22 protein-coding genes and 1 tRNA gene are annotated in these 21,356 nt (G+C 64.4%); 14 read left to right on the top strand and 9 right to left on the bottom strand.

What is annotated here, in order from left to right; translation table 11 throughout:
• Nucleotides 1–171: 171 nt before the first annotated feature.
• From ptsN to rapZ, 4 genes are all read left to right on the top strand, one after another.
• Nucleotides 172–627: a PTS IIA-like nitrogen regulatory protein PtsN gene (ptsN, locus tag OYT13_RS02585; protein ID WP_026131716.1), complete on the top strand. Its 456-nt coding sequence runs from the start codon at nt 172–174 to the stop codon at nt 625–627.
• A 97-nt stretch (nt 628–724) separates the two neighbouring features.
• The gene (gene hprK, locus OYT13_RS02580) at nt 725–1,690 is read left to right on the top strand and encodes an HPr(Ser) kinase/phosphatase (RefSeq protein WP_017232650.1); all 966 of its coding nucleotides are present in this window, start codon (nt 725–727) and stop codon (nt 1,688–1,690) included.
• Nucleotides 1,691–1,836: 146 nt separating this feature from the next.
• The gene (locus OYT13_RS02575) at nt 1,837–2,148 is read left to right on the top strand and encodes a PsiF family protein (protein ID WP_017232651.1); all 312 of its coding nucleotides are present in this window, start codon (nt 1,837–1,839) and stop codon (nt 2,146–2,148) included.
• Nucleotides 2,149–2,378: 230 nt separating this feature from the next.
• Nucleotides 2,379–3,254, top strand: a complete 876-nt coding sequence (rapZ, locus tag OYT13_RS02570; protein WP_017232652.1) for an RNase adapter RapZ — start codon at nt 2,379–2,381, stop codon at nt 3,252–3,254.
• 15 nt (nt 3,255–3,269) lie between these two features.
• Here rapZ and mutY read toward each other — a convergent pair whose 3' ends face one another.
• Nucleotides 3,270–4,427 carry an A/G-specific adenine glycosylase gene (gene mutY / locus OYT13_RS02565; protein WP_017232653.1) on the bottom strand — a complete coding sequence of 386 codons (1,158 nt, stop codon included), beginning with the start codon at nt 4,425–4,427 and terminating at the stop codon, nt 3,270–3,272.
• Nucleotides 4,428–4,509: 82 nt separating this feature from the next.
• Nucleotides 4,510–5,340 carry a bifunctional DNA-formamidopyrimidine glycosylase/DNA-(apurinic or apyrimidinic site) lyase gene (gene mutM / locus OYT13_RS02560; protein WP_017232654.1) on the bottom strand — a complete coding sequence of 277 codons (831 nt, stop codon included), beginning with the start codon at nt 5,338–5,340 and terminating at the stop codon, nt 4,510–4,512.
• A gap of 79 nt (nt 5,341–5,419) precedes the next feature.
• On the opposite strand from mutM, the gene OYT13_RS02555 reads away from it, so the two are divergent.
• From OYT13_RS02555 to pth, 7 genes are all read left to right on the top strand, one after another.
• Entirely contained in the window at nt 5,420–7,345 is a 1,926-nt protein-coding gene (locus tag OYT13_RS02555; RefSeq protein ID WP_150562274.1) for a tetratricopeptide repeat protein, read from the top strand.
• 5 nt (nt 7,346–7,350) lie between these two features.
• The gene (locus tag OYT13_RS02550; protein ID WP_026131717.1) at nt 7,351–7,968 is read left to right on the top strand and encodes an outer membrane lipoprotein LolB; all 618 of its coding nucleotides are present in this window, start codon (nt 7,351–7,353) and stop codon (nt 7,966–7,968) included.
• A 241-nt stretch (nt 7,969–8,209) separates the two neighbouring features.
• Nucleotides 8,210–9,079 (top strand): 4-(cytidine 5'-diphospho)-2-C-methyl-D-erythritol kinase, encoded by an 870-nt coding sequence (ispE, locus tag OYT13_RS02545; RefSeq protein WP_017232657.1) that lies wholly within the window; start codon nt 8,210–8,212, stop codon nt 9,077–9,079.
• A 53-nt stretch (nt 9,080–9,132) separates the two neighbouring features.
• Nucleotides 9,133–9,209: transfer RNA gene (locus tag OYT13_RS02540), tRNA-Gln, on the top strand.
• 67 nt (nt 9,210–9,276) lie between these two features.
• Nucleotides 9,277–10,206 (top strand): ribose-phosphate pyrophosphokinase, encoded by a 930-nt coding sequence (locus OYT13_RS02535; protein WP_017232658.1) that lies wholly within the window; start codon nt 9,277–9,279, stop codon nt 10,204–10,206.
• A gap of 154 nt (nt 10,207–10,360) precedes the next feature.
• Complete coding sequence (locus OYT13_RS02530) at nt 10,361–10,981, top strand: 50S ribosomal protein L25/general stress protein Ctc (protein WP_017232659.1); 621 nt, start codon at nt 10,361–10,363, stop codon at nt 10,979–10,981.
• A 123-nt stretch (nt 10,982–11,104) separates the two neighbouring features.
• Nucleotides 11,105–11,701, top strand: coding sequence for an aminoacyl-tRNA hydrolase (gene pth / locus OYT13_RS02525; RefSeq protein WP_130024767.1), 597 nt, complete (start codon nt 11,105–11,107; stop codon nt 11,699–11,701).
• 47 nt (nt 11,702–11,748) lie between these two features.
• Here pth and OYT13_RS02520 read toward each other — a convergent pair whose 3' ends face one another.
• From OYT13_RS02520 to rsmD, 3 genes are all read right to left on the bottom strand, one after another.
• Nucleotides 11,749–12,006 (bottom strand): YfhL family 4Fe-4S dicluster ferredoxin, encoded by a 258-nt coding sequence (locus tag OYT13_RS02520; protein ID WP_017232661.1) that lies wholly within the window; start codon nt 12,004–12,006, stop codon nt 11,749–11,751.
• 64 nt (nt 12,007–12,070) lie between these two features.
• The gene (coaD, locus tag OYT13_RS02515) at nt 12,071–12,565 is read right to left on the bottom strand and encodes a pantetheine-phosphate adenylyltransferase (protein ID WP_017232662.1); all 495 of its coding nucleotides are present in this window, start codon (nt 12,563–12,565) and stop codon (nt 12,071–12,073) included.
• Nucleotides 12,566–12,620: 55 nt separating this feature from the next.
• The gene (rsmD, locus tag OYT13_RS02510; protein WP_017232663.1) at nt 12,621–13,214 is read right to left on the bottom strand and encodes a 16S rRNA (guanine(966)-N(2))-methyltransferase RsmD; all 594 of its coding nucleotides are present in this window, start codon (nt 13,212–13,214) and stop codon (nt 12,621–12,623) included.
• Nucleotides 13,215–13,486: 272 nt separating this feature from the next.
• On the opposite strand from rsmD, the gene nodI reads away from it, so the two are divergent.
• Nucleotides 13,487–14,404, top strand: a complete 918-nt coding sequence (nodI, locus tag OYT13_RS02505) for a nodulation factor ABC transporter ATP-binding protein NodI (RefSeq protein ID WP_026131719.1) — start codon at nt 13,487–13,489, stop codon at nt 14,402–14,404.
• A gap of 13 nt (nt 14,405–14,417) precedes the next feature.
• Complete coding sequence (locus tag OYT13_RS02500) at nt 14,418–15,308, top strand: ABC transporter permease (protein ID WP_442796479.1); 891 nt, start codon at nt 14,418–14,420, stop codon at nt 15,306–15,308.
• Between the two features lie 123 nt (nt 15,309–15,431).
• Here OYT13_RS02500 and OYT13_RS02495 read toward each other — a convergent pair whose 3' ends face one another.
• Both OYT13_RS02495 and OYT13_RS02490 read right to left on the bottom strand, forming a co-directional pair.
• A complete protein-coding gene (locus tag OYT13_RS02495) occupies nt 15,432–16,880 on the bottom strand; it encodes a M16 family metallopeptidase (protein WP_268567200.1) in 1,449 nt (482 codons plus the stop codon).
• 12 nt (nt 16,881–16,892) lie between these two features.
• Nucleotides 16,893–18,311 carry a M16 family metallopeptidase gene (locus tag OYT13_RS02490; RefSeq protein ID WP_017232667.1) on the bottom strand — a complete coding sequence of 473 codons (1,419 nt, stop codon included), beginning with the start codon at nt 18,309–18,311 and terminating at the stop codon, nt 16,893–16,895.
• A gap of 171 nt (nt 18,312–18,482) precedes the next feature.
• Here OYT13_RS02490 and ftsY point away from each other — a divergent pair, with 171 nt between their 5' ends.
• The gene (gene ftsY / locus OYT13_RS02485; RefSeq protein WP_268567199.1) at nt 18,483–19,907 is read left to right on the top strand and encodes a signal recognition particle-docking protein FtsY; all 1,425 of its coding nucleotides are present in this window, start codon (nt 18,483–18,485) and stop codon (nt 19,905–19,907) included.
• 117 nt (nt 19,908–20,024) lie between these two features.
• Here ftsY and OYT13_RS02480 read toward each other — a convergent pair whose 3' ends face one another.
• Both OYT13_RS02480 and maiA read right to left on the bottom strand, forming a co-directional pair.
• Nucleotides 20,025–20,651: a LysE/ArgO family amino acid transporter gene (locus tag OYT13_RS02480; RefSeq protein ID WP_017232669.1), complete on the bottom strand. Its 627-nt coding sequence runs from the start codon at nt 20,649–20,651 to the stop codon at nt 20,025–20,027.
• An 8-nt stretch (nt 20,652–20,659) separates the two neighbouring features.
• Nucleotides 20,660–21,307, bottom strand: coding sequence for a maleylacetoacetate isomerase (maiA, locus tag OYT13_RS02475; protein WP_268567198.1), 648 nt, complete (start codon nt 21,305–21,307; stop codon nt 20,660–20,662).
• Nucleotides 21,308–21,356: the final 49 nt, after the last annotated feature.

Here is a 21,356-nt window from a genome sequence, read left to right as displayed (position 1 = left end):
CACGCGCACATCGACGTCTGTCGTAAGTCTCTGGCATCACCCACCGCGGGGCCGTTGAACGGCCCCTTTTGCATGCTCCCTCGCATCGCCGGGAGCGCGTCGACGGGTGGTCTATAATGCGAGGTCAACCGGGGGGCTGGAGGGCGACCATGCGTTCGCCCGCATTACAAGATGAACCGTTTAGTCAAACTCTTACCTGCGTCCAACATATTGCTTGGACTGTCTGTCACCAGCAAGAAGCGCGTCTTCGAGCAAGCCGGGCTTCTCTTCGAGAACAATGCCGGCCTGTCGCGCGCGCTTGTCACCGACAATCTGTTCGCCCGCGAGCGTCTCGGCTCGACCGGACTGGGAGAAGGTGTGGCCATTCCGCACGGGCGCATCAAGGGCCTCAAGCATCCGATGGCAGCCTTCGTGCGCCTGGACGATCCGATTCCCTTCGAGGCCCCCGACGCGCAACCCGTGTCCCTGCTGTTCTTCCTGTTGGTACCGGAGCAGGCAACGCAGCAGCATCTCGAGATATTGTCCGAAATTGCGCAGTTGCTCTCGGATCGCACGATGCGCGAGACCTTGACCTCCGCGCCGAGTGCCGACGATATCCATACCGCGCTCGCGAACTGGCAACCCTGAGCCGGCGCGGGTGCGGCTATCCCGGTGTTCCGGGGTATCGCGCCGCGACGCAGGACGAACTCCGTAGCACCCAACCCCAACCGAACGAGGCGACGCGGTGGAACTGACCGGCATCAACGCGCAAAGCATTTTCGACGACAACGCCGCCACGCTGCGTTTGTCGTGGCTGACCGGGCACGAGGGGTGGGAACGTGGCTTCACGCCCGAGAGCGTGTCGACGGCCACCTCCAGCGCCGACCTCGTGGGTCACCTGAACCTCATTCACCCGAACCGGATTCAGGTGCTTGGCGAGGCCGAGCTGCGCTACTACCAGCGCCTCACGGACGAAAACCGCAAGCGCCACATGGGCGAAGTCATCGCGCTCGAGCCGCCGTTCCTCGTGGTGGCCGACGGCCTCGAAGCCCCGCCCGATCTCGTACTGCGCTGTACCCGCTCCTCCACGCCACTGTTCACCACGCCGATGTCGACGGCGGCGGTCATCGACAGTCTGCGCATGTACATTTCGCGTGTGTTCGCCCCGCGATGCACGATGCACGGCGTATTTCTCGACATTCTGGGCATGGGGGTGCTGCTCACCGGCGATTCCGGCCTCGGCAAGAGCGAGCTCGGCCTGGAACTGATCAGCCGCGGTCACGGACTGGTGGCAGACGATGCGGTCGATTTCGTGCGCCTCGGGCCGGATTTCGTCGAAGGCCGTTGCCCGCCGCTGCTGCAAAACCTGCTGGAAGTGCGCGGCCTGGGTTTGCTCGACATCAAGACGATCTTCGGTGAGACGGCCGTGCGCCGGAAAATGAAGCTCAAGTTGATCGTTCAGTTGGTGCGCCGCCCCGATGGCGAATTCCAGCGGCTGCCGCTCGAAGCGCAAACCGTGGATGTGCTGGGCCTGCCCATCAACAAGGTGATTCTGCAAGTGGCGGCCGGGCGAAACCTCGCCGTGCTGGTCGAAGCCGCCGTGCGCAACACGATCCTGCAACTGCGTGGCATCGACACCCTCAAGGATTTCATGGAACGCCAGCGTCAAGCCATGCAAGATCCGGACGGCATGCAGAATCGGCTGCTCTGAGCGATCTCCTGCCGGACGAATGCCCCGGGTTTACCGCAATTTCTGCGTCTTTCTGTCAACGCCGCGCGATTGCGGCGCGTTTTCTTTCATGTTGTAATCGCCACGCGGTCCAATCCCGTGCGTGTCGACCTTATGGAGAGACGATCATGAAAAAAGCATTCGCTGCATTGCTTCTGGTATCCCCGCTGCTCGCATCGCCCGTGTTTGCCCAGACGGCCGCCCCCGCACCTGCGCCCAAGGCTGCCAATACCCAACAAAGCAAGATGGGCGTCTGCAATGCGCAAGCTGGCAGCAAGAAAGGCGACGATCGCAAGGCGTTCATGAAGGAATGCCTGTCGAACAAGCCCGCCGCCAAGCCGACCCAGCAGGAAAAGATGAAGACCTGCAATGCCCAGGCTGGCGACAAGAAGGGCGACGATCGCAAGGCGTTCATGAAGTCGTGCCTGTCGAACAAGTAAGCGCACCGGGGGCTTTCCCGCACCGACCTTCTGACGAATCGACGGATGGACGGATAAGCGGCGAGCCTGCCCACAGGCTGACACAACGGCGCCCCTCGCGGGCGCCGTTGTCGTTTCTCGCGCGTCATTCTCGCGAATGGAGCAAAAACGCATGGAACGTTCTTCTTTTTGGCCGCTCGACACCCATACGACACAATCGCTTACCATGATCGCTGTATCCGGGGAATCTCATGAAGATCGTACTGATTACCGGCGTTTCGGGTTCCGGCAAATCGCTCGCCCTGAACGTCCTCGAAGATGCGGGTTACTACTGCGTCGACAATCTACCGTCGCGCTTTCTCCCTGAACTCGCCGAGTATCTCGAAACGCAGAACTACACACGTCTCGCCGTTGCCATCGACGCGCGCAGCGGCGGCTCGCTTGCCGATCTGCCGCCGATCATTGGCGGCCTGCGCCGCTTCGGTCACGACGTGCGAGCCCTGTTCCTCAACGCCACCACGCAAACGCTGGTTCAGCGCTTCTCGGAGACACGCCGCCGTCACCCGCTCTCCGTGACGAGCGACGATACCGTCTCGGCCAATGGTTCGCTGGTCGAAGCGATCGAGACCGAGCGCGAAATGCTCAACAGCGTGGCCGAACTCGGTCACCAGATCGACACCAGCAATTTGCGCGCGAGCGCGTTGCGCCGTTGGATCCGCGAGTTCGTCCAGCACGATCACACCGGACTCACACTGATGTTCGAGTCCTTCGGATTCAAGCATGGCGTGCCGCTCGACGCCGATCTCGTCTTCGACGTGCGCTCGCTGCCCAATCCGTATTACGACACGCAGCTGCGTCCGCTGACCGGTCGCGATCAACCGGTGATCGACTTCCTGTCGGCCATCCCCGAAGTCGACGAGATGACCAACGATATCGGCGCCTATCTGCAGAAATGGCTGCCGAGCTATATGCGCGACAACCGCAGTTACCTGACGGTGGCGATCGGCTGCACGGGCGGTCAACACCGCTCCGTGTTCATCGCCGAAACGCTGGGCAAGCGCTTTCGCTCCGAAGCCAGCGTGCTGGTACGCCATCGCGAACTCGCCCCGCTCGAGTCGACGACCTGAACCGGAACAGCCCGCTCAGGTCGGCAACGACAGTTGGCCGTCGCTCGGCGAACCGATCGACAAGGCATCGGCAATCTTGCGGATCGGCGAGGGTAGGCCGGCGGCGGCAACGCCGGCGGCGTCCAGCCACGCGTGGCGCGAGCCGTTTGGCGGCACCGCGGCGCTCGCGCCCAGCGTCACCCGCCACGGCCGCAAGTGCAGCCGAAAATGTGTGAAAACGTGCGTGAGACCGTGCAGCGGTTCGAGCGACTGCACCCTCCCGTCACCCGCACCGAGCGCGGCGGCATGCGCGCTCAGACGCTCGCGCAGCAACGCATCGTCGGCGTCGCGCGCGTCGGTCGGCGGGGTCAGTTCCGGCAGGCTCCATAAGCCGCCCCAGATACCGCTGTCCGGCCGTCGCTCGAACAACACGCGCTCGCCCGCGCAAATCACCAGCACATCGACATAACGCTCCGGCTGCGCCTTTTTGGGCTTGGATGTGGGTAACGTGCGCTCGCGTCCGGTCGCATGCGCGACGCAATCGCCGTCGAACGGGCACTCGCCGCAACGCGGCTTGCCGCGAGCGCACAGCGTCGCCCCGAGATCCATCATCCCCTGCGTATAGGCGGGCAAGTCGCGTTGCGGCAGCAGGGACTCAGCCAGCGTCCACATCGCTCGCTCGATCTTCGGCGTGCCCGGAAATCCCTCGATGCCGAACACCCGCGCGAGGACTCGTTTGACGTTGCCGTCGAGAATCGCGGCGTGCGCATCGTAGGCAAACGCGGCAATCGCCGCGGCCGTCGAACGGCCGATGCCCGGCAGCGAGGCGAGCATCTCGGGGTCGGACGGGAAACGACCGCCGTGCTCGGCCACCACGACCTGCGCGCAACGGTGCAGATTACGCGCCCGCGAGTAGTAGCCCAGGCCGCTCCAGAGCGCCATCACGTCGTCCTGCGCGGCGCTCGCCAATGCCGCGACGTCGGGGAAGCGCTCGAGAAAACGCGTGTAGTAGGGGATCACCGTCGCGACCTGGGTCTGCTGCAACATGATCTCGGAGAGCCAGATGCGATAGGCGTCGCGCGTGTTCTGCCATGGCAGGTCGTGACGGCCGTGCTCGGCCTGCCAGGCAATCAGACGCTCGGCGAAATGGCTCGCCGGCGGGCCGGCGGTGGAGTCGTTGAGGGAGTCGGTCATATCATTTTTGGGGGGCGTCGTGTACGGCAGCCGTCGCGGCCAAACCGCCGACCCGCTGCGCGATCTGCGATTGCCGCTTGCGTTATTTTTGACAATGCGGGCAGAAGAACGTGGAGCGCTGCCCTTGCACGATCTGCCGGATCGGGGTGCCACACACGCGACAGGGTTGCCCGGCACGATCGTAGACGAAATATTCCTGCTGGAAATAGCCGCGATTGCCGTCGCTGCCGACGAAGTCGCGCAACGTGCTGCCGCCCTTCTCGATCGCCGCGGCAAGCACGTCCTTGATGGCTTGGGCGAGCTTCTCGGCCCGGGGCCGCGAGAGTTTGCCCGCCGCCATGCGCGGCGCGATGCCCGCGCGGAAGAGGCTCTCCGACGCATAGATGTTGCCCACACCGACAACGATGCTGCCCGCGAGCAATGCCTGCTTGATGGCGACGGTCCTGCCGCGCGTACCTGCGTAAAGCCATCGGCCGTCGAAAGCGTCCGTCAGCGGCTCGACACCGAGACCGGCCAGCAGGGGATGTGCCAGCACGTCGCCCGCCGAGCGCGGATGGAACAACACCGCGCCGAAACGACGCGGATCGCGATAGCGCAGCGCGCATCGCTCGAAAACGAGATCGATATGGTCGTGCACCCCGGCCGCCGGCAGCGCCTGCGGCTCGGGCAGGACACGCAACGTGCCGGTCATGCCCAGATGCACCAACAGCCAGCCGGGCGCGTATTCCAGCAACAGGTACTTGCCGCGACGGGTCACGCCGACGAGCGTTTCGCCGCGCAGGAGCGTGTCGAGTCCGTCGGGCACCGGCCAGCGCAATGAGGCGTTGCGCACGTCGATGCGGGCAACGCGTGTGCCCGCCACGTGCGGCGCAATCCCGCGACGGGTGACTTCGACTTCTGGGAGTTCAGGCATGCCTGCGAACGTTTGCTGAGGATTTAGACTCTATTGTATCGGGCGCGCTACAATCGCTCGAAACCTGTCGTGGATCCCTATGCCGAACACCCGATTCCAGTCCATCCCCGCCGCGACCAGCACGGCGCTCACCGTGGCACCCGTGGTTTTGCGCCTGCGCGGCGCCCTGGCACGCGGGGCGTGGGCCGGCGCAACGGCGCTTGGCGTAACCTGCGCCAGCGCCATCATGGCATTCCTGCCTTCGTCGAACGCGTTTGCACAGTCCCGGCCGACGGCGCAAGCCGCGCCAGCGAGCGCGCCGGCAGGCGCGAGCGACGCCAGCGCAGACGTCGGCAGCGAAGCCGGGGCGTCCGCGGCGTCAGATGCGAGCGTCCCGCGCGAAAAGCTTCCGAACGTCGCGCTCTCCAGCGAGATCGTCTTCGAGGTGATGGCCGCCGAGTTGAGCCTGCAACAAGGCAGCCTGGCGCCCGCCTTCAACACCTATGTCGCACTGGCCAATCGCACGAAGGACCCGCGCATGGCCCGCCGCGCGGTCGAGATCGCGCTCGGCGCCCGCCAGCTCGGAGACGCGCTCATTGCCGCCCGACTCTGGCACGAACTCGATCCGACCTGGCGTCCTGCATCGCAGTTGCTCGCGAGCCTCGAGGTCGGCACCGGCCATCTGTCCGACGCCGAACCGCTGCTCGTCGACGAACTGAACAAGGTGCCGGAAGCACGCCGCGGCCAGGCCATTCTCGAACTGCAGCAGATGATTGCGCGCAGTCCGGAGCGCGCCACGGGGATCGCGTCGCTCAAGCGGATGCTGGCGAACGACATGCAACGCCCCGAGGCGCAACTGGCCATCGCCCGCTCGCAACTCGATGCCGGCGACACCGCCGGCGCACGCGCGTCGCTGGAAAAGGCCCTCAGTCTCAAGCCCGATTACGAGGCCGCCGCACTGCTTTACGGTCAGATGGGGCCGGAAGAGCGCAGCAGCGCCATTGCCGGATTGAAGACGTTCCTCGATCGCAATCCGAACGCCAAGGAAGCGCGCTTCGCCTACGCCAAGCTCCTGCTGGCCGACAACCAGCTCGACGCGGCACAGAAGCAGTTCGAAACGCTGGAAAAGCGTTACCCGCACGAACTCTCGACGCTCATGGCGCTCGCGCTGCTCAACCTGCACGCCAAACATCCTGAGCAGGCCGAACAATATCTGCAGAAGTACGCGTCGGAAGCCGAACAGCAGAACACCGACGGCGCGCAAGCCTATGTCTATCTCGCGCAGATCGCCCAGGACCGCAAGGATTACCCGGCCGCCGACAAGTGGCTTTCGAAGATTCGCGAAGACAGCAACGCGTATCTGCCCGCGCAGATCGGGCGCGCGCAGCTGCTCGCCGATCAGGGCAAGGTCGACGAAGGCCGTGCGCTGCTGCACAGCATCAGCATCAAGACGAGCGATCCGCGTGAGCAACTCGCGCTCAAGCGCGCCGAGTCGGATCTGCTCGTCAAGGCAAAACGCTACGACGAGGCGGAAAAGCTGCTCGCGGTCGAGGTAAAGAATCATCCCGACGATCCGGACCTGCTGTATCAGTACGGCATGGTGGCCGAGTTGAACAAACACTACGACGTCATGGAAAAGACGATGCGTCGTGTGATGGCGTCACAGCCGGAAAACGCACAGGCCTACAACGCGCTCGGCTACTCGCTGACCGTGCGAAATACCCGTCTGCCGGAAGCGCTCAAACTACTGCAAAAGGCGTCGGCGCTCGCGCCGGACGATCCGTACATTCTGGACAGCCTGGGCTGGGTGAAGTATCGCCTCGGCGACAAACCGCAGGCGCTCGAACTGCTGCGCCGCGCGTATGGCATTCAGGCGCAGGCCGAGATCGGCGCTCACTTGGGCGAGGTGCTGTGGGAATCGGGCCAGCAGGACGAGGCACGCAAGACCTGGCGTGAAGCCCTCAAGCTCGACGGCGACGACGACACGCTGCGCGCGACGATGAAACGCTACAATGTGACGCCGTAATGCATATGAGGTCGCCGTTTTCGCTCGTGGCGTCGCGTTCGGCTCGCGCCACGACCCTGGTGCTGGCCTGTGCGCTCGCCGGGCTCGTCGCCGGCTGTGCGAGCCTCGCGCCGCCCACCGCGGTGACGTCGGCGGCGGGCGCCAGCGTCGAACACTACCGTGGCCGCTTCTCCGTGCGTTACGAGCAGAATGGCGAGACGCGCAATACCTACGGCAATTTCGACTGGCAGCAGAATGGCGACAACGCGATCGTCCAGTTGCTCGACCCGCTCGGACAAACCCAGGCGATCGTGCGCGAGAATCCGCGTCGTGCGTCGCTCGAATTACCCGGCAAGGCACCGTTGAGTGGCCCGCGCCTCGAAGATGTCATGCACGACGCCCTGGGCTTCGCGCTGCCGGTGGGCGGCCTGCGCTACTGGCTGCAAATGCAGGGCGCTCCGGGATCGCAGGCGAGCATCGAGCGCGATCCCCAGACACAACGGCCGACGCATTTGAAGCAGGACGGGTGGACGATCGACTATCAGGCCTTTTTCGACGGCGCGCCACTACGCGTCAAGCGCATCGACCTGTCTCGCGATCTCGACGGGTCGCCGCTCGCTGTGCGGCTCGTGATCGACGAGTAAGGTCGAGCGACGCCGATTGGGCCGGGCACCGCCATCGCTTTGGCGACATCGGCGGTATCGACGGCCACTTGGGCGCGCTTGTTGCGACGGTGCTATGCTTGGCGCCGCCCGCTCCAGCGCACGTCGAGTGCCACGCGCGCCTTGCGCAAAGGGATCGAATTGCGCGGGGAAGTCCCGTCTCCAGACACCGACGTTGCGACATTGCAGCGTCGACGCTCGTTAGCCATCGTTTTGCATCGCCATGTACGAAATCCTGCGTGACTGCCCGGCTCCGGCCAAGCTGAACCTGTTCCTGCACATCGTGGGACGCCGGCCGAACGGCTATCACGAGCTGCAGACTGTCTTCCAGCTGATCGACTGGGCCGATACGCTGCATTTCGCGCGTCGCGACGATGGACGGATCGTTCACACGAACCCGCTGCCGGGGGTGCCCCCTGAGACGGATCTGACGGTGCGCGCCGCCCGCCTTCTGCAGCACCATTGCGGCGTGCGCTTCGGGGTGGAGATTGCCATCGAGAAGCGGCTGCCGGCCGGTGGCGGCATCGGCGGCGGCAGCTCCGACGCCGCGACGACGCTGCTCGCACTCAATCGCATGTGGCAACTCGATCTGCCGCGCGCGGAACTTCAGGCGCTCGCCCTGCAACTCGGGGCCGACGTGCCGTTTTTCGTCTTCGGCCGCAATGCGTTCGCCGAAGGGCTGGGCGAGGAATTGCACGCCGTGGATTTGCCGCTTCGGTACTTCCTCGTGGTCAACCCGCGCGTCCACGTCGCGACCGACAAAATATTTCGCGATCCACTGTTGACAAGGGATTCGAAGATCGTCACAATGGCGTTCTTTCTCGAACACACCAGCAAAAACGTGTTAGGAACGGATGAAATTTTCCGTAACGACATGCAAGCGGCAGTGATTCGAGAATACGCGGAAGTCGCTGCGGTGATTGACTGGTTCAGCACCTTCACCACCGCACGTATGACGGGCTCCGGCGCCAGTGTGTTTGCAGCATTCGACACGAAGGCAGAGGCGGAAGCGGCATACCAGCGATTGCCAGAGCGCTGGCTGGGTCAAGTGACCGCCAGTCTGGCCGAACACCCGCTGTTCGCCTTCGCGTGAAGGGTTTTACTTTGTTGCGTTTCCTACGACGCGGCAAGGGCAACGGTTAGTGTAGGGGAGTCGCCAAGTTGGTTAAGGCACCGGATTTTGATTCCGGCATACGAGGGTTCGAGTCCTTCCTCCCCTGCCAATTTCTCTGTCGTGCAGTCTCAGCATCCCAACGTTCCGCAGGTAGCCAGATGAGTAGTGATAACCTAATGGTATTCACCGGGAACGCCAATCCCGCCCTGGCCCAAGCGGTCGTCGACACTCTCGGCATTCCCCTCGGCAAGGCCATGGCGAGCCGGTTCTCGGACGGTGAGATCCAGGTCGAAATCCAGGAAAACGTGCGCGGCAAGGACGTCTTCGTCCTCCAGTCGACGTGCGCGCCGACCAACGACAACCTGATGGAACTGATGATCATGGTCGATGCGCTCAAGCGCGCGTCTGCCGGCCGGATCACCGCTGCCATCCCGTATTTCGGCTATGCCCGTCAAGATCGCCGCCCCCGTTCGGCGCGTGTCGCGATCTCGGCGAAGGTCGTCGCCAACATGCTGCAAATCGCGGGCGTCGAGCGCATCATCACGATGGACCTGCACGCGGACCAGATTCAGGGTTTCTTCGATATCCCTGTCGACAACATCTACGCCTCGCCGCTGCTGCTGGCCGATGTGCGCGCGCAGAACCACGAAAACCTGTTGGTGGTCTCGCCGGACGTTGGCGGTGTGGTGCGTGCGCGTGCGCTCGCCAAGCAACTGCATTGTGATCTGGCGATCATCGACAAGCGTCGTCCGAAGGCCAACGTCGCCGAAGTGATGAACATCATCGGTGAAGTCGAAGGCCGCACCTGCGTCATCATGGACGATATGGTCGACACGGCCGGTACGCTGTGCAAAGCCGCGCAGGTGCTGAAGGAGCGTGGCGCACAGAAGGTCTATGCGTACTGCACGCACCCGGTGCTTTCCGGCGGTGCGGCGGCGCGCATCAACGCGTCGGAACTCGACGAAGTAGTCGTGACGGACACGATCGCGCTGCGCGACGACTCGAAGGGTGGCAAGATCCGCCAGTTGAGCTGCGCCAATTTGCTCGCCGAGACGTTCTCGCGTATCCGTCGTGGCGACTCGGTAATGTCGCTGTTCGCGGAATAAGCGTTCGGTAAATTTTTGCGACGGCGCCTGTGTGGCGCCGTTGTTGTGTCGGCGGGGAGCGTCTCCCCGCCTTTGTCATTCCTGAAGCCGATGTTTTTTGCACGGCATTTGGGAAGCTATCGCTGCCTGGTCGCGGGCAGTCCAAGGAGTTGTTATGAAAGTCGTCGCTTTTGAGCGTAATCTGCAAGGTACGGGTGCGAGCCGCCGCCTGCGCAATGCCGGTAAGACCACGGGCATCGTGTACGGTGGAAACGTTGATCCGAAGATGATCGAACTCGATCACAATGCGCTGTGGCATGCCCTGCGCAAGGAAGCGTTCCACTCGTCGATTCTCGAGCTGGAAGTTGCCGGCCAGACCGAACAAGTGCTGCTGCGCGATGTGCAGTACCACCCGTTCAAGCAATTGGTTCTGCACGTGGATTTCCAACGTGTCGATCCGAACAAGTCGATTCACGTGAAGGTGCCCCTGCACTTCCTGGGTGCTGAGAACGCCCCGGCCGTGAAGCTGGCGTCGAACGTGATCAGCCACACCGTGAACGAACTCGACGTGAACTGCCTGCCGGGCAAGCTGCCGGAATTCCTGGAAGTCGACCTGTCGACCCTGGAAGCGGGCAAGACGGTGCACGCCAAGGACGTCAAGCTGCCCGCCGGCGTGACGCTCACGCTGCACGTCGAGCAAGAAAACCCGGTGGTCGCGCAAGCCGTCCAACCGGCAGGTGCGGCTGCTGACGAAGCGGCTGCTCCGGCTGCCGAAGGTGCAGCGCCGGCCGCCTAAGGCCCGCGCGTTAGCCTTCAGCGGCGACGCTGGACGCAAGACCCGCCGCGACGTCATGTCCGGCGGGTTTTTTTATGGCGGCGCGCATGCCGATTCGGCGCGCGCCAAGATCGTGATACCGAAATGATCAAGCTGATCGTAGGGCTCGGCAATCCGGGCGCCGAATACACAGCAACGCGTCACAACGCCGGCTTCTGGTTCGTCGACGCGTTGGCGCAGCAATGCGGTGCGTCGCTCACGAACCAGAAGAACTTCCACGGCTTTGCAGCGCGTACACGCATCGCCGGCCAGGAAGTCTGGTTGCTCGAGCCGCAGACCTTCATGAACCGCTCGGGGCAGTCGGTTGTGGCGCTCGCACGCTTCTACAAGATCCTGCCGGATGAAATCCTCGTCGTGCACGACGAACTCGATCTGCTGCCCGGCACGGTGAAACTCAAGCGTGGTGGGGGCAGCGGTGGTCACAACGGACTGAAGGACATCGCCGCGCATCTGACGACGCCCGAGTTCTGGCGTCTGCGTCTGGGCATCGGCCATCCGCGCACGCTTCAGCCGACGGGCAGCCAACAGCAGGTCGTGGACTTCGTGCTCAAGCCGCCGCGCAAGGAAGAGCAGGCGCAGATCGACGACGCGATGTCGCGCTCGCTCGACATCGTCGATCAGGTCGTCAAAGGCGAGATGGAAAAGGCAATGATGCGCCTGCACGCCGCACCGGGGAAGTAAGCGGCGCTGCCGCGCACAGTGCGCGGCTGGCTTGGCCGGCACGCCGCTCAGGCCGTCTTGGCCGCTTGCAGATGGGTGTACTTCTCGAGCAGTTGCTCGGGCGTCTCGACGTGTTCGGGGTTGATGGGAATGCACTCCACCGGACACACCTGCACGCACTGCGGTTCATCGAAGTGCCCCACACATTCGGTGCACTTGTTCGGATCGATCTCGTAAATCTCGACCCCCATCGAAATCGCGTCGTTCGGGCACTCCGGCTCGCACACGTCGCAATTGATGCATTCATCGGTAATCATCAAGGCCATACGGCACCTCCAGCCGTATCGCAACGCCGGTCAGCCGCAAGGGCCGGGCCGGCGTACGCGATACTCATCCGTTCGTCGGCAGGCTGCCGACTTTCGTCATCAGCCATTTTTCGACGGAAGGAAACACGAACTTGCTGACGTCGCCGCCCAGTTGCGCGATCTCGCGCACGATCGTGCCCGAGATGAACTGGTACTGGTCAGACGGCGTCATGAACATCGTTTCCACATCGGGCAACAGATAGCGGTTCATCCCGGCCATCTGGAACTCGTACTCGAAGTCGGACACGGCGCGCAGGCCGCGCACGATCACACGGGCCTGGTGCTTGCGCACGAAGTCCTTGAGCAGCCCGGAAAACCCTTCCACGCTGACGTTCGGATAGTGACCCAGCACTTCGCGCGCGATGTCGATGCGCTCTTCCAGCGAGAAGAACGGCTTCTTGTTTCGGCTATCCGCCACGCCAACGACGAGCTTGTCGAAAATCCCTGCCGCACGGCGGACCAGATCTTCATGTCCTCGGGTCAACGGGTCGAACGTCCCCGGATAAATCGCCACTACCATGCCAACGTCTCCTCGCGGCTGGGGACCTGTGCTGCGTACTTGTTCATTGTGGTCTCTAGGTTTTCGGTATCGATTCAAGCAAATGATAATGCACGGCCCCGGCTTTCGCCCGTCGCAGGCATGCGAGGTCGAGCACCGCCAGTGCGTCGTCCTCCAGCGCGATGTCCGATTCGGCGTAGATCACCCCGCCAGGGGCGAGCAGACGGGCCGCAGGCGCCAGCAGGTCGTTCATCCAGCCGCTCGCAAACGGCGGATCGAGAAACACCACGTCAAAAGCCCCGGGCGGGAGTGTGGTTATCAGGCGACGGGCATCGGCCTGCACGATCTCGATCTGATCGGCCCCGAGTTTGTCCTGATTGGCACGCAGTTGCCGAACGGCCCGCGCGGCGTGCTCAACCATCAGCACGCGGGCGGCACCCCGCGAGGCGGCCTCGAATCCCAGCGCGCCGCTGCCCGCGAACGCGTCGAGGCACCGCATGCCGCCCAGATCCTGACCCAGCCAATTGAACAGGGTTTCCCGCACACGGTCAGGCGTGGGCCGCAGGCCTTCGCCCGACGGCACCGGCAGCGGCGTGCGCTTCCACTGGCCGCCAATGATGCGCACCTGCTGCGGCGCGCCGCGTGCCACGTTTCCCGAACCGGACTTCATCGTGTTCCCCGCAGGACAGCCTTGCCGGAGACACCGTCACCCGTGCAAAAATGAGTTCGCGCGCGCGGCTGCGCACGCCAGGAATCCAAAATCATGACAATTCACGCTACATTGTTGAGGCGAAACATACCACATCGCCCGCAAGACCTGCCCCATCAAGGCATACGATGGCAGACGATGCGTCGATCCCGAGCGGCGAGCGTCTGCCTCGACGCCAATGGCACAACGACGACGCGCCCGGCAGGACATCACAGGAAACCGCCCGATTCGCCATGACCGACGCCGCCATCGAGGTAATTGAGCTGTGCAAGGCCTATGACGGCCGTCCCGTGGTCGACCATCTTTCGCTGCGCGTCGCGCCGGGCGAGTGTTTCGGCTTGCTCGGGCCCAACGGGGCCGGCAAGACCACCACGTTGCGCATGCTGCTGGGCCTGGTCACGCCCGACAGCGGTGAAATCCGTCTCGGTGGCCTGTCCGTGCCGCGACAGGCGCCACAGGCGCGACGCCGCGTCGGTGTCGTGCCGCAATTCGACAACCTCGATCCCGACTTCACCGTGCGCGAGAACCTCGCGGTCTTCGGACGCTATTTCGGACTCTCCTCTGCCGAGCTTCGGGAACGCGTGCCCGCCCTGCTCGCGTTCGCGCGACTCGAGTCGAAGGCAGATGCCCGCGTCAGCCAACTCTCAGGCGGCATGAAACGACGTCTCACACTCGCCCGGGCGCTCATCAACAATCCCGATGTGCTTGTACTCGACGAGCCCACGACGGGCCTCGATCCGCAAGCTCGCCACCTGATCTGGGAACGGCTCAAGTCGCTGATGAACGAGGGCAAGACGATTCTGCTCACGACGCACTTCATGGAAGAAGCCGAGCGCCTGTGCCATCGTCTGTGCGTGATCGATGCCGGCCGCAAGATCGCCGAGGGCACCCCGCCCGAACTTGTTGCGCGGGAAATCGGCTGCGATGTCGTGGAGGTGTTCGGCGACGTGCCGCAAGCCCTGCTCGCGCGCCTGACGCCACTGGCCGACCGCATCGAGACGAGTGGCGAGACCCACTTCTGCTATGTGCGCGACGCGGTGCCGGTCGTTGCAGCGCTGCAAGAACAGCCCGGCGTTCGATATCTGCATCGGCGAGCCAATCTGGAAGACGTCTTTCTCAAACTCACCGGCCGGGAGATGCGCGATGACTAAGCGTGACCATCCCATGCCCGACGCACCCGAAACATGCGACACCGGCGATACCGGTGATACCGGCGACAGCGCGGCAGTCTCGACGGTGGGCGCGCATCGCGCGGGCCCACCCCACGAACGCACCCCGGAGTCGCCTCGCTACCTGCCCGGCATCTCGCCGTGGATGGGCGTCTGGCGGCGCAACTTCCTTGTCTGGCGCAAGCTCGCCATCGCGTCGCTGTTCGGCAATCTGGCTGACCCGATGATCTACCTCTTCGGGCTGGGGTTCGGCCTCGGCATGATGGTCGGCGAGGTCGACGGCACCTCATACATTGCGTTTCTCGCCGCCGGGACCGTTGGCTCAAGCGTGATGTTCTCCGCCAGCTTCGAATCGATGTACTCGGGCTTCTCGCGCATGCATGTGCAGCGCACGTGGGAAGCGCTCATGCACACGCCGCTCACGCTGGGCGACGTAGTGCTCGGCGAAGTCGTGTGGGCGGCGAGCAAGGCCGTACTCTCAGGTGTCGCAATCCTGCTGGTGGCCAGCGCGCTCGGCTACGCGCGCATCGACAGCATGCCTGTCGTACTGCCGGCGATCCTGCTGGCGGGGCTCGCGTTCGCCAGTCTGGCGATGGTGATGACGGCGCTCGCGCCGAGCTATGACTTCTTCATGTTTTACCAGACGCTGGTCATGACACCGATGCTGCTGCTCTCGGGGGTGTTCTTCCCCTTGGCGCAACTGCCGGCGGCAGCCCGTCACGTCACTGAATGGCTGCCCCTGGCCCACGCGGTAGCGCTGATCCGCCCCGCCATGCTCGGACGCCCCATCGACCTGCCATGGCTGCATGCAAGCGCGCTCGCCATCTATGCGGTCGTCGGGTTCGCCGCGGCACTCGTACTGCTGCGCAGGCGCATTCTTCGGTAACGCCGCGTCGTACCTTTCGGCCCGCTCACGCAAGCCAACGAAAAACGGCACCGAAAGCTGTCGGTGCCGTCTGTCGTATGTCGTATGTCAATACGTCGCGTCAATCCCACGACGATGCGATGATTATTTCGTTTGCGTGCGTACCGAAGATTTTCCGCTGGGCGCCGCCGCGCCTGCGCTTGCGCCGCCGAAGACGTCACTCGGCCCCACGACGACCGTGACGAGCCGGTCCGGCGCCACGTGACGCGCGAAGGCGCTCTTTACCTGCGCAGCGGTCACGGCCTCAACGTTGCGGGTCCACGTATCGAGGTAGTCCAGCGGCAGGTGATAAAAGCCGATAGCGGCCACGTTCGCCAGCAGCTTTCGATTACTGTCGAGTCGCAGCGGAAAGCCGTTGGTCAGGTTGTCCTTGGCGGCCTGCATCTCCGCGTCGGTCGGCCCGTCCTGGACGAACTTGGCGAGCGTTTCACGCACGACCTTGAGCGCCTCCGGTGCCTGCTCACGGCGCGTCTGCAAACTGATCTCGAACGGCCCCTCCTGCAACTGCGGCATGAAGCCACTCGACACGCCGTACGTCAGACCGCGTTTTTCGCGCACCTCCGTCGTCAAGCGCGACACGAAGCCCCCGCCGCCCAGGACATAGTTACCCACGAGCAACGGGAAGTAGTCGGGATCACTGCGCGCCACCGACGCCTGCCCCGTCACAATGTGCGCCTGCTCGGCCGGGTGCGGCAGATCGATCTGCACGGCACTGCTCAACGACGCGACCGACGGCATCGCCGGCGGCGTCACGCCCACGGGCATGGCGTCGGTCAGCGTGGCGACGAGCGCCTCCGCCTGCGCTCGATCGATGTCGCCGACGATCGTCACGACCGCCCGCTTCGGGCTGTACATGTCGCGGTAGAAACGCACCAGATCGTCGCGCTTCACGGCGTTCACACTCGCCACCGTCGGGCTGACACCATACGGATGGCTGCCGTAGATCGCGCGGCGAAATGCCTTCTCGGCAATCGCCTCGGGCTTCGTATCGGATTCCGCAATCGCCGCCGACAGACGCGCCGCTTCCCGCTTGAGCACCGCATCGGGGAACGTAGGATGTTGCAGGAACTGCGCCATCGCGCCGACCGCCGCATCGCGTTCGGTCGCTGACGACAGCGTGCGCAGGGTGACGGTCGCGGCATCGCGTCCGGCACTTGTCGCTTCCATCGCGCCCACGTCGGCAAAGCGATCGGCAATCTGCGCCTCGGTCAGCGCGGGGCGCCCGGCTGCGGCGGACGCGCCCGCGTCGAGCAAGCCCGCCGTGAGCATCGCCAGACCGGACTTCCCCGGCGGATCGTAGCGACTGCCGGCATCGAAGTCGATGTTCAGGTCGATCATCGGGATCGAACGACTCTCGACGAACATCACCTTGGCGCCCGACGGCGCCACCCAGCTTTGAATCGGCAGCGCCGCGCGAGCACTCAGCGGCGTGACGGCAATAATCGCACCCGCGGCAACGGCAGCAACGCTCGCCGTAAAGCCCGTGCGCGCAGGCACAGAGAACGCACGCAACAGTGCGGAAATTTTCATCATCGTGTGGCCCTCTCAGCGCATGTTCTTCAAGTCTTCCGCCCCTTGGGCGCGGCGCTTTCGTGTCGCTTCGTCGATGGGCTGGGGAACCAGCGTCGCCACAGTCAGGGACGCATCGCCGAAGTACTTGCCGGCCACCGCCTGCACCTGTGCCGGCGTGACCGCCTTCACCTTGTCGAGCATGCGATCGATCTGCCGCCACGAGATGCCCGACATTTCGTTCAGACCGATCTCCATCGCCTGGCCGAACACCGAGTCGCGTTTGTAGATTTGCGAGGCAACGACCTGCGCCTTCACCCGCCCAAGTTCCGCCGCGGTCACACCATGCGCCGCAATATCGGCCACCTGCGCGCGAAGCGCCTTCTCGAGCTGCTCAGGCGTCTTGTCCTTCGCGGGGGTGCCGTCGAGAAGGAAGAATTGCGGGCCACGGCCCACGCCATCGTAGTTGGCACCAACATCGTTCGCGATGCGTTGCTCGCGCACGAGACGGCTCGTCAGACGCGCATTGCCATAGCCGTCGAGCACGGCGGCGAGCACCTGCAACGCATAGACGTCGTCGTCCTTTTCGACGTCGGTCAGACGGGGCGCACGCCACGCGAGCATCACGTGTGGATTCTCGGCCGGCGCTTTCACGAACACCCGGCGCACGCCGAGTTGTGCCGGCTCGTTCTGAGGACGCCGATCGGGCAACGCATGCGGCTTGAGCGAGCCGTAATAGGTCTCGGCGAGTTGCTTGACCTGCGCGGGATCGACATCGCCGCTCACGACCACCACCGCATTGTTCGGCGCATACCAGCGCGCATACCAGTCGCGTGCGTCCTGGACGGTCATGTGCTGAAGGTCGTCCATCCAGCCGACGATTGGGCGACGATAGGGATTGGCAACGAGCGCCGAGGCCATCAGTTGCTCGTAGAGCAATGCGCGCGGCTGATCGTCCGTGCGCAGCCGGCGCTCCTCCATGACCACCTGAATCTCTTTGGCGAACTCGTCGCCGGAGAGCGTGAGGTTGGCCATGCGGTCGGCCTCGAGACGCATCATCTCCGGCAGACGCGACTTCTCCGTCTGCTCGAAGTAGCCGGTGTAGTCCTTGCTGGTGAACGCATTTTCGCGGCCACCCAGCGCCGCCACCTGACGCGAAAACTGGCCCGGCCCGACAGCCTTGGTGCCCTTGAACATCATGTGTTCGAGCACGTGGGCCACACCTGTCGTGCCGTTGAATTCGTCGAGCGAGCCCGCGCGATACCAAACCACGTGGGCCACCGTCGGTGCCCGGTGGTCTTCGCGCACGATCAGCCGCAGCCCGTTCGATAACGTGAATTCCGACGTGTTATCCGCCGTTTTGCTGCCGGCGGTGTCGGCCGCCTGGCTCAGGCATGCCACACTGGCCAGGATGAGTCCGGCCAAGGTATGTCGCCAGCGCATGGTTCCCGTCATGGATCCCCTTTCGCCCGTCACGGACGTTGATTCGCGTCTGATAAAATACGTCGCATTTCCCGCGTCGGAAATCACGACCCGCCCATTGTAGGGCGTTTTGTGCGACGCGAATGGCAAGACAAATCACAGACGCACGCTGACCGCGTGCGCCCACGTCGAGTTCTTCACCCCATGTTCAGTTTCTTCAAGCGCTTCAAGTCGGGCGGTAACAAAGCCGCCGAGACGAGTCCCGCATCGACCGAATCCCTCGCGTCCGACGCGCTGGCGCCATCGCCGGAAATCCCGGAAACGCCCGCTTCGCCAAGCTTGCCGGTCGAAGACGCTGCAGCGAAGGCCGACATCGCACCGGCCGTCGTGCCCGCTAGCGTGCCGGCCGAAGCCGCGCAGGCACCCACCGCACCCATCGACGCCGCGCCCCCGCCCGTCACCCCGGTCCAAAATGCGGTGCCGTCCGAACCGGCGCAGGCGAATGTCCCATCGCTCATCACGCCGGCGCAGTCCGCGCCCACGTTTGCGCCGCAAATCGCGCCCGAACAGGCGGAACTGGCGGAACCCGTCGAGCCGATTGAGCCGATTGAGCCCATTGCGCCGATATCGTCGATCGAGCCGGCCGCACCGCCCCCGGCCGTCGTTGTCAAGGATGCCCACGGCGACGCCATCGGCGAGATCGTCGCGGCCCCGGCCCAAGCCCCGGCCGCCAAACGCTCCTGGCTCACGCGCCTGAAGGCGGGACTGTCGAAGACGAGCGCCGGTCTCACGGGCATCTTCATCGGCGTGAAAGTCGACGAGAACCTGTTCGAGGAACTGGAAGACGCGCTGCTGATGAGCGACGCCGGCGTGGAAGCCACGGCTTTCCTGATCGGCGCCCTGCGCAAGAAGGTCAAGACTGACCGGCTGACCGAAGGCGAGCAGGTCAAGCGCGCGCTGCACGATCTGCTGGTCGAATTGCTGCAGCCGTTGGAACAGAGCCTGGTTCTCGGTCGCGAGTCGCCGATGGTCGTGATGATCGCGGGCGTGAACGGCGCGGGCAAGACGACAAGCATCGGCAAGCTCGCCAAACACTTCCAGCACTACGGCCAGTCCGTGCTGCTCGCCGCCGGCGACACCTTCCGCGCGGCGGCACGAGAACAACTGGCGATCTGGGGCGAGCGCAACAACGTCGCCGTCGTCTCACAGGAGAACGGCGACCCGGCCGCCGTCGTGTTCGACGCTGTGACTGCCGCACGCGCGCGCAAGATCGACATCGTGATGGCCGACACCGCTGGCCGACTGCCCACACAATTGCATCTGATGGAAGAGTTGAAGAAGATCAGGCGCGTGTTGGGCAAAGCTGCCGAGGGCGCACCGCACGAGGTGCTGCTCGTGATCGACGCCAACACGGGACAAAACGCGCTCACGCAGGTCAAGGCGTTCGACGACGCGCTGCAACTCACCGGCCTCATCGTGACAAAGCTCGACGGCACGGCCAAGGGCGGCATTCTCGCCGCCATTGCGCGTCAGCGTCCGGTGCCGGTGTACTTCATCGGCGTGGGCGAAAAGGTCGAGGATCTGCAGCCGTTCTCGGCGCGCGAATTCGCCGACGCCTTGCTCGGCTAACTCAGCCGACTCAGTCAAGCGCATCCGCCGGCCACAATGCCAACGGCCCGCCCGCATCACGGGGCGGGCCGTTGCCTTTTCCGGCGACGCAAGACAGCGCCGCCCGATAACAACGCATTACCACTGCTGCGCGACGAGTCCTGCGCAGAGCCCCCACATCATCATGCCGACGATCCCATCGAGGATCTGCCATGCTCGCGCGCGCGCAAACAGCGGCGCAAGCAACCGGGCGCCATAGCCGAGCGTGGTGAACCACAAAACGGAGGCGGTCATCGCGCCCACGGCAAACCACGCATTCCCGGGCGGCACCTCGCGCGCGCCGATGCCGCCCAACAGAATCACCGTGTCGAGATAAACGTGCGGATTGAGTAACGAGAGCATCAACACGAGCACGAACGCTCGCTGCCAGGTCATGTCCTGCGTAGCCGCGCGGCTGCCGTCGGCCTGCAAGGCGCCCGCACCGCGCAACGCGGCACGCCACGCGCGCAGACCGTACCAGAACAGAAACGCGGCGCCGCCCCACGTCACGGCCGTCAGGAAGCGCGGATAGGCGGCGATCAAACCGCCCATGCCCGCGACCCCCGCCGCAATCAAGACCATGTCGCAAATTGCGCAGACAGCCACGACCACGCCGACATGGCGTCGAAGAATGCCCTGACGCAGCACGAACGCATTCTGCGCGCCAATGGCCATGATGAGGCTGGCGCCCAGCGCCATGCCCCGCCAGAACGCGGGATCGACCATCGTGCGGCTTACTCGGCGTCGGGTTGCGCTTCTGGCGTGGCCCGGCGGAAGGCGTCAAGTGCCAGGCAGTGCGCGTTGACGGCGGCAATTCGCGGGAAGCGCGTCATGTCTACCTTGAATCGGTTCGCGTTGTAGACCTGCGGCACGAGGCAGCAATCCGCGAGCGTCGGGGTGTCGCCAAAGGTGAACCTGCCGTGCGGCGACTGCGCCGCCAGGCGGGCTTCCAGCGCCGTGAAACCCTCCACGACCCAGTGGACATACCACGCATCCTTCTGCGCGTCGGTCACCCCCAGGTCGTGCTTGAGGTAACGCAGCACGCGCAGGTTGTCGATCGGGTGGATGTCCGCGGCGATGTCGAGCGCCAGTGCCCGCACCTGAGCGCGCGCCACCGGGTTGGCCGGCAGCAGCGCAGGCGTCGGATGCACGTCTTCGAGATACTCGATGATGGCCAGCGATTGATGAAGGTTCACACCCTCGTCGACGAACGTCGGCACCAATCCGTTGACGTTGAGCGCAAGGTACGCCGGTTTGCGCTGCTCGCCGCCTTCGCGCACCAGATGCACCGGCACGGTCTCGTAATCGAGGCCCTTCAAATTCAGGGCGATCCGCACGCGATACGCGGCGGAACTGCGGAAATAGCTATACAGCGTGGACATGGCTGACCTCGGAGGCGAGATTGGGGAAGGCGCGGCGCCGGCGTCAAGC

The organism is Pandoraea sp. XJJ-1, assembly GCF_026802345.1.
In the GTDB taxonomy this organism is placed as follows: domain Bacteria; phylum Pseudomonadota; class Gammaproteobacteria; order Burkholderiales; family Burkholderiaceae; genus Pandoraea; species Pandoraea cepalis.
Note: the sequence above shows the minus strand (reverse complement) of the source record. Positions and strands in the feature narration are given on the sequence as shown.

Coding starts and splice junctions, on each gene's coding strand:
- ptsN (WP_026131716.1), top strand. CDS start 172: ATGAACCGTTTAGTCAAACTCTTACCTGCGTCCAACATATTGCTTGGA.
- OYT13_RS02575 (WP_017232651.1), top strand. CDS start 1,837: ATGAAAAAAGCATTCGCTGCATTGCTTCTGGTATCCCCGCTGCTCGCA.
- rapZ (WP_017232652.1), top strand. CDS start 2,379: ATGAAGATCGTACTGATTACCGGCGTTTCGGGTTCCGGCAAATCGCTC.
- mutY (WP_017232653.1), bottom strand. CDS start 4,427: ATGACCGACTCCCTCAACGACTCCACCGCCGGCCCGCCGGCGAGCCAT.
- mutM (WP_017232654.1), bottom strand. CDS start 5,340: ATGCCTGAACTCCCAGAAGTCGAAGTCACCCGTCGCGGGATTGCGCCG.
- OYT13_RS02555 (WP_150562274.1), top strand. CDS start 5,420: ATGCCGAACACCCGATTCCAGTCCATCCCCGCCGCGACCAGCACGGCG.
- OYT13_RS02550 (WP_026131717.1), top strand. CDS start 7,351: ATGAGGTCGCCGTTTTCGCTCGTGGCGTCGCGTTCGGCTCGCGCCACG.
- ispE (WP_017232657.1), top strand. CDS start 8,210: ATGTACGAAATCCTGCGTGACTGCCCGGCTCCGGCCAAGCTGAACCTG.
- OYT13_RS02535 (WP_017232658.1), top strand. CDS start 9,277: ATGGTATTCACCGGGAACGCCAATCCCGCCCTGGCCCAAGCGGTCGTC.
- OYT13_RS02530 (WP_017232659.1), top strand. CDS start 10,361: ATGAAAGTCGTCGCTTTTGAGCGTAATCTGCAAGGTACGGGTGCGAGC.
- pth (WP_130024767.1), top strand. CDS start 11,105: ATGATCAAGCTGATCGTAGGGCTCGGCAATCCGGGCGCCGAATACACA.
- OYT13_RS02520 (WP_017232661.1), bottom strand. CDS start 12,006: ATGGCCTTGATGATTACCGATGAATGCATCAATTGCGACGTGTGCGAG.
- coaD (WP_017232662.1), bottom strand. CDS start 12,565: ATGGTAGTGGCGATTTATCCGGGGACGTTCGACCCGTTGACCCGAGGA.
- rsmD (WP_017232663.1), bottom strand. CDS start 13,214: ATGAAGTCCGGTTCGGGAAACGTGGCACGCGGCGCGCCGCAGCAGGTG.
- nodI (WP_026131719.1), top strand. CDS start 13,487: ATGACCGACGCCGCCATCGAGGTAATTGAGCTGTGCAAGGCCTATGAC.
- OYT13_RS02500 (WP_442796479.1), top strand. CDS start 14,418: ATGCCCGACGCACCCGAAACATGCGACACCGGCGATACCGGTGATACC.
- OYT13_RS02495 (WP_268567200.1), bottom strand. CDS start 16,880: ATGATGAAAATTTCCGCACTGTTGCGTGCGTTCTCTGTGCCTGCGCGC.
- OYT13_RS02490 (WP_017232667.1), bottom strand. CDS start 18,311: ATGACGGGAACCATGCGCTGGCGACATACCTTGGCCGGACTCATCCTG.
- ftsY (WP_268567199.1), top strand. CDS start 18,483: ATGTTCAGTTTCTTCAAGCGCTTCAAGTCGGGCGGTAACAAAGCCGCC.
- OYT13_RS02480 (WP_017232669.1), bottom strand. CDS start 20,651: ATGGTCGATCCCGCGTTCTGGCGGGGCATGGCGCTGGGCGCCAGCCTC.
- maiA (WP_268567198.1), bottom strand. CDS start 21,307: ATGTCCACGCTGTATAGCTATTTCCGCAGTTCCGCCGCGTATCGCGTG.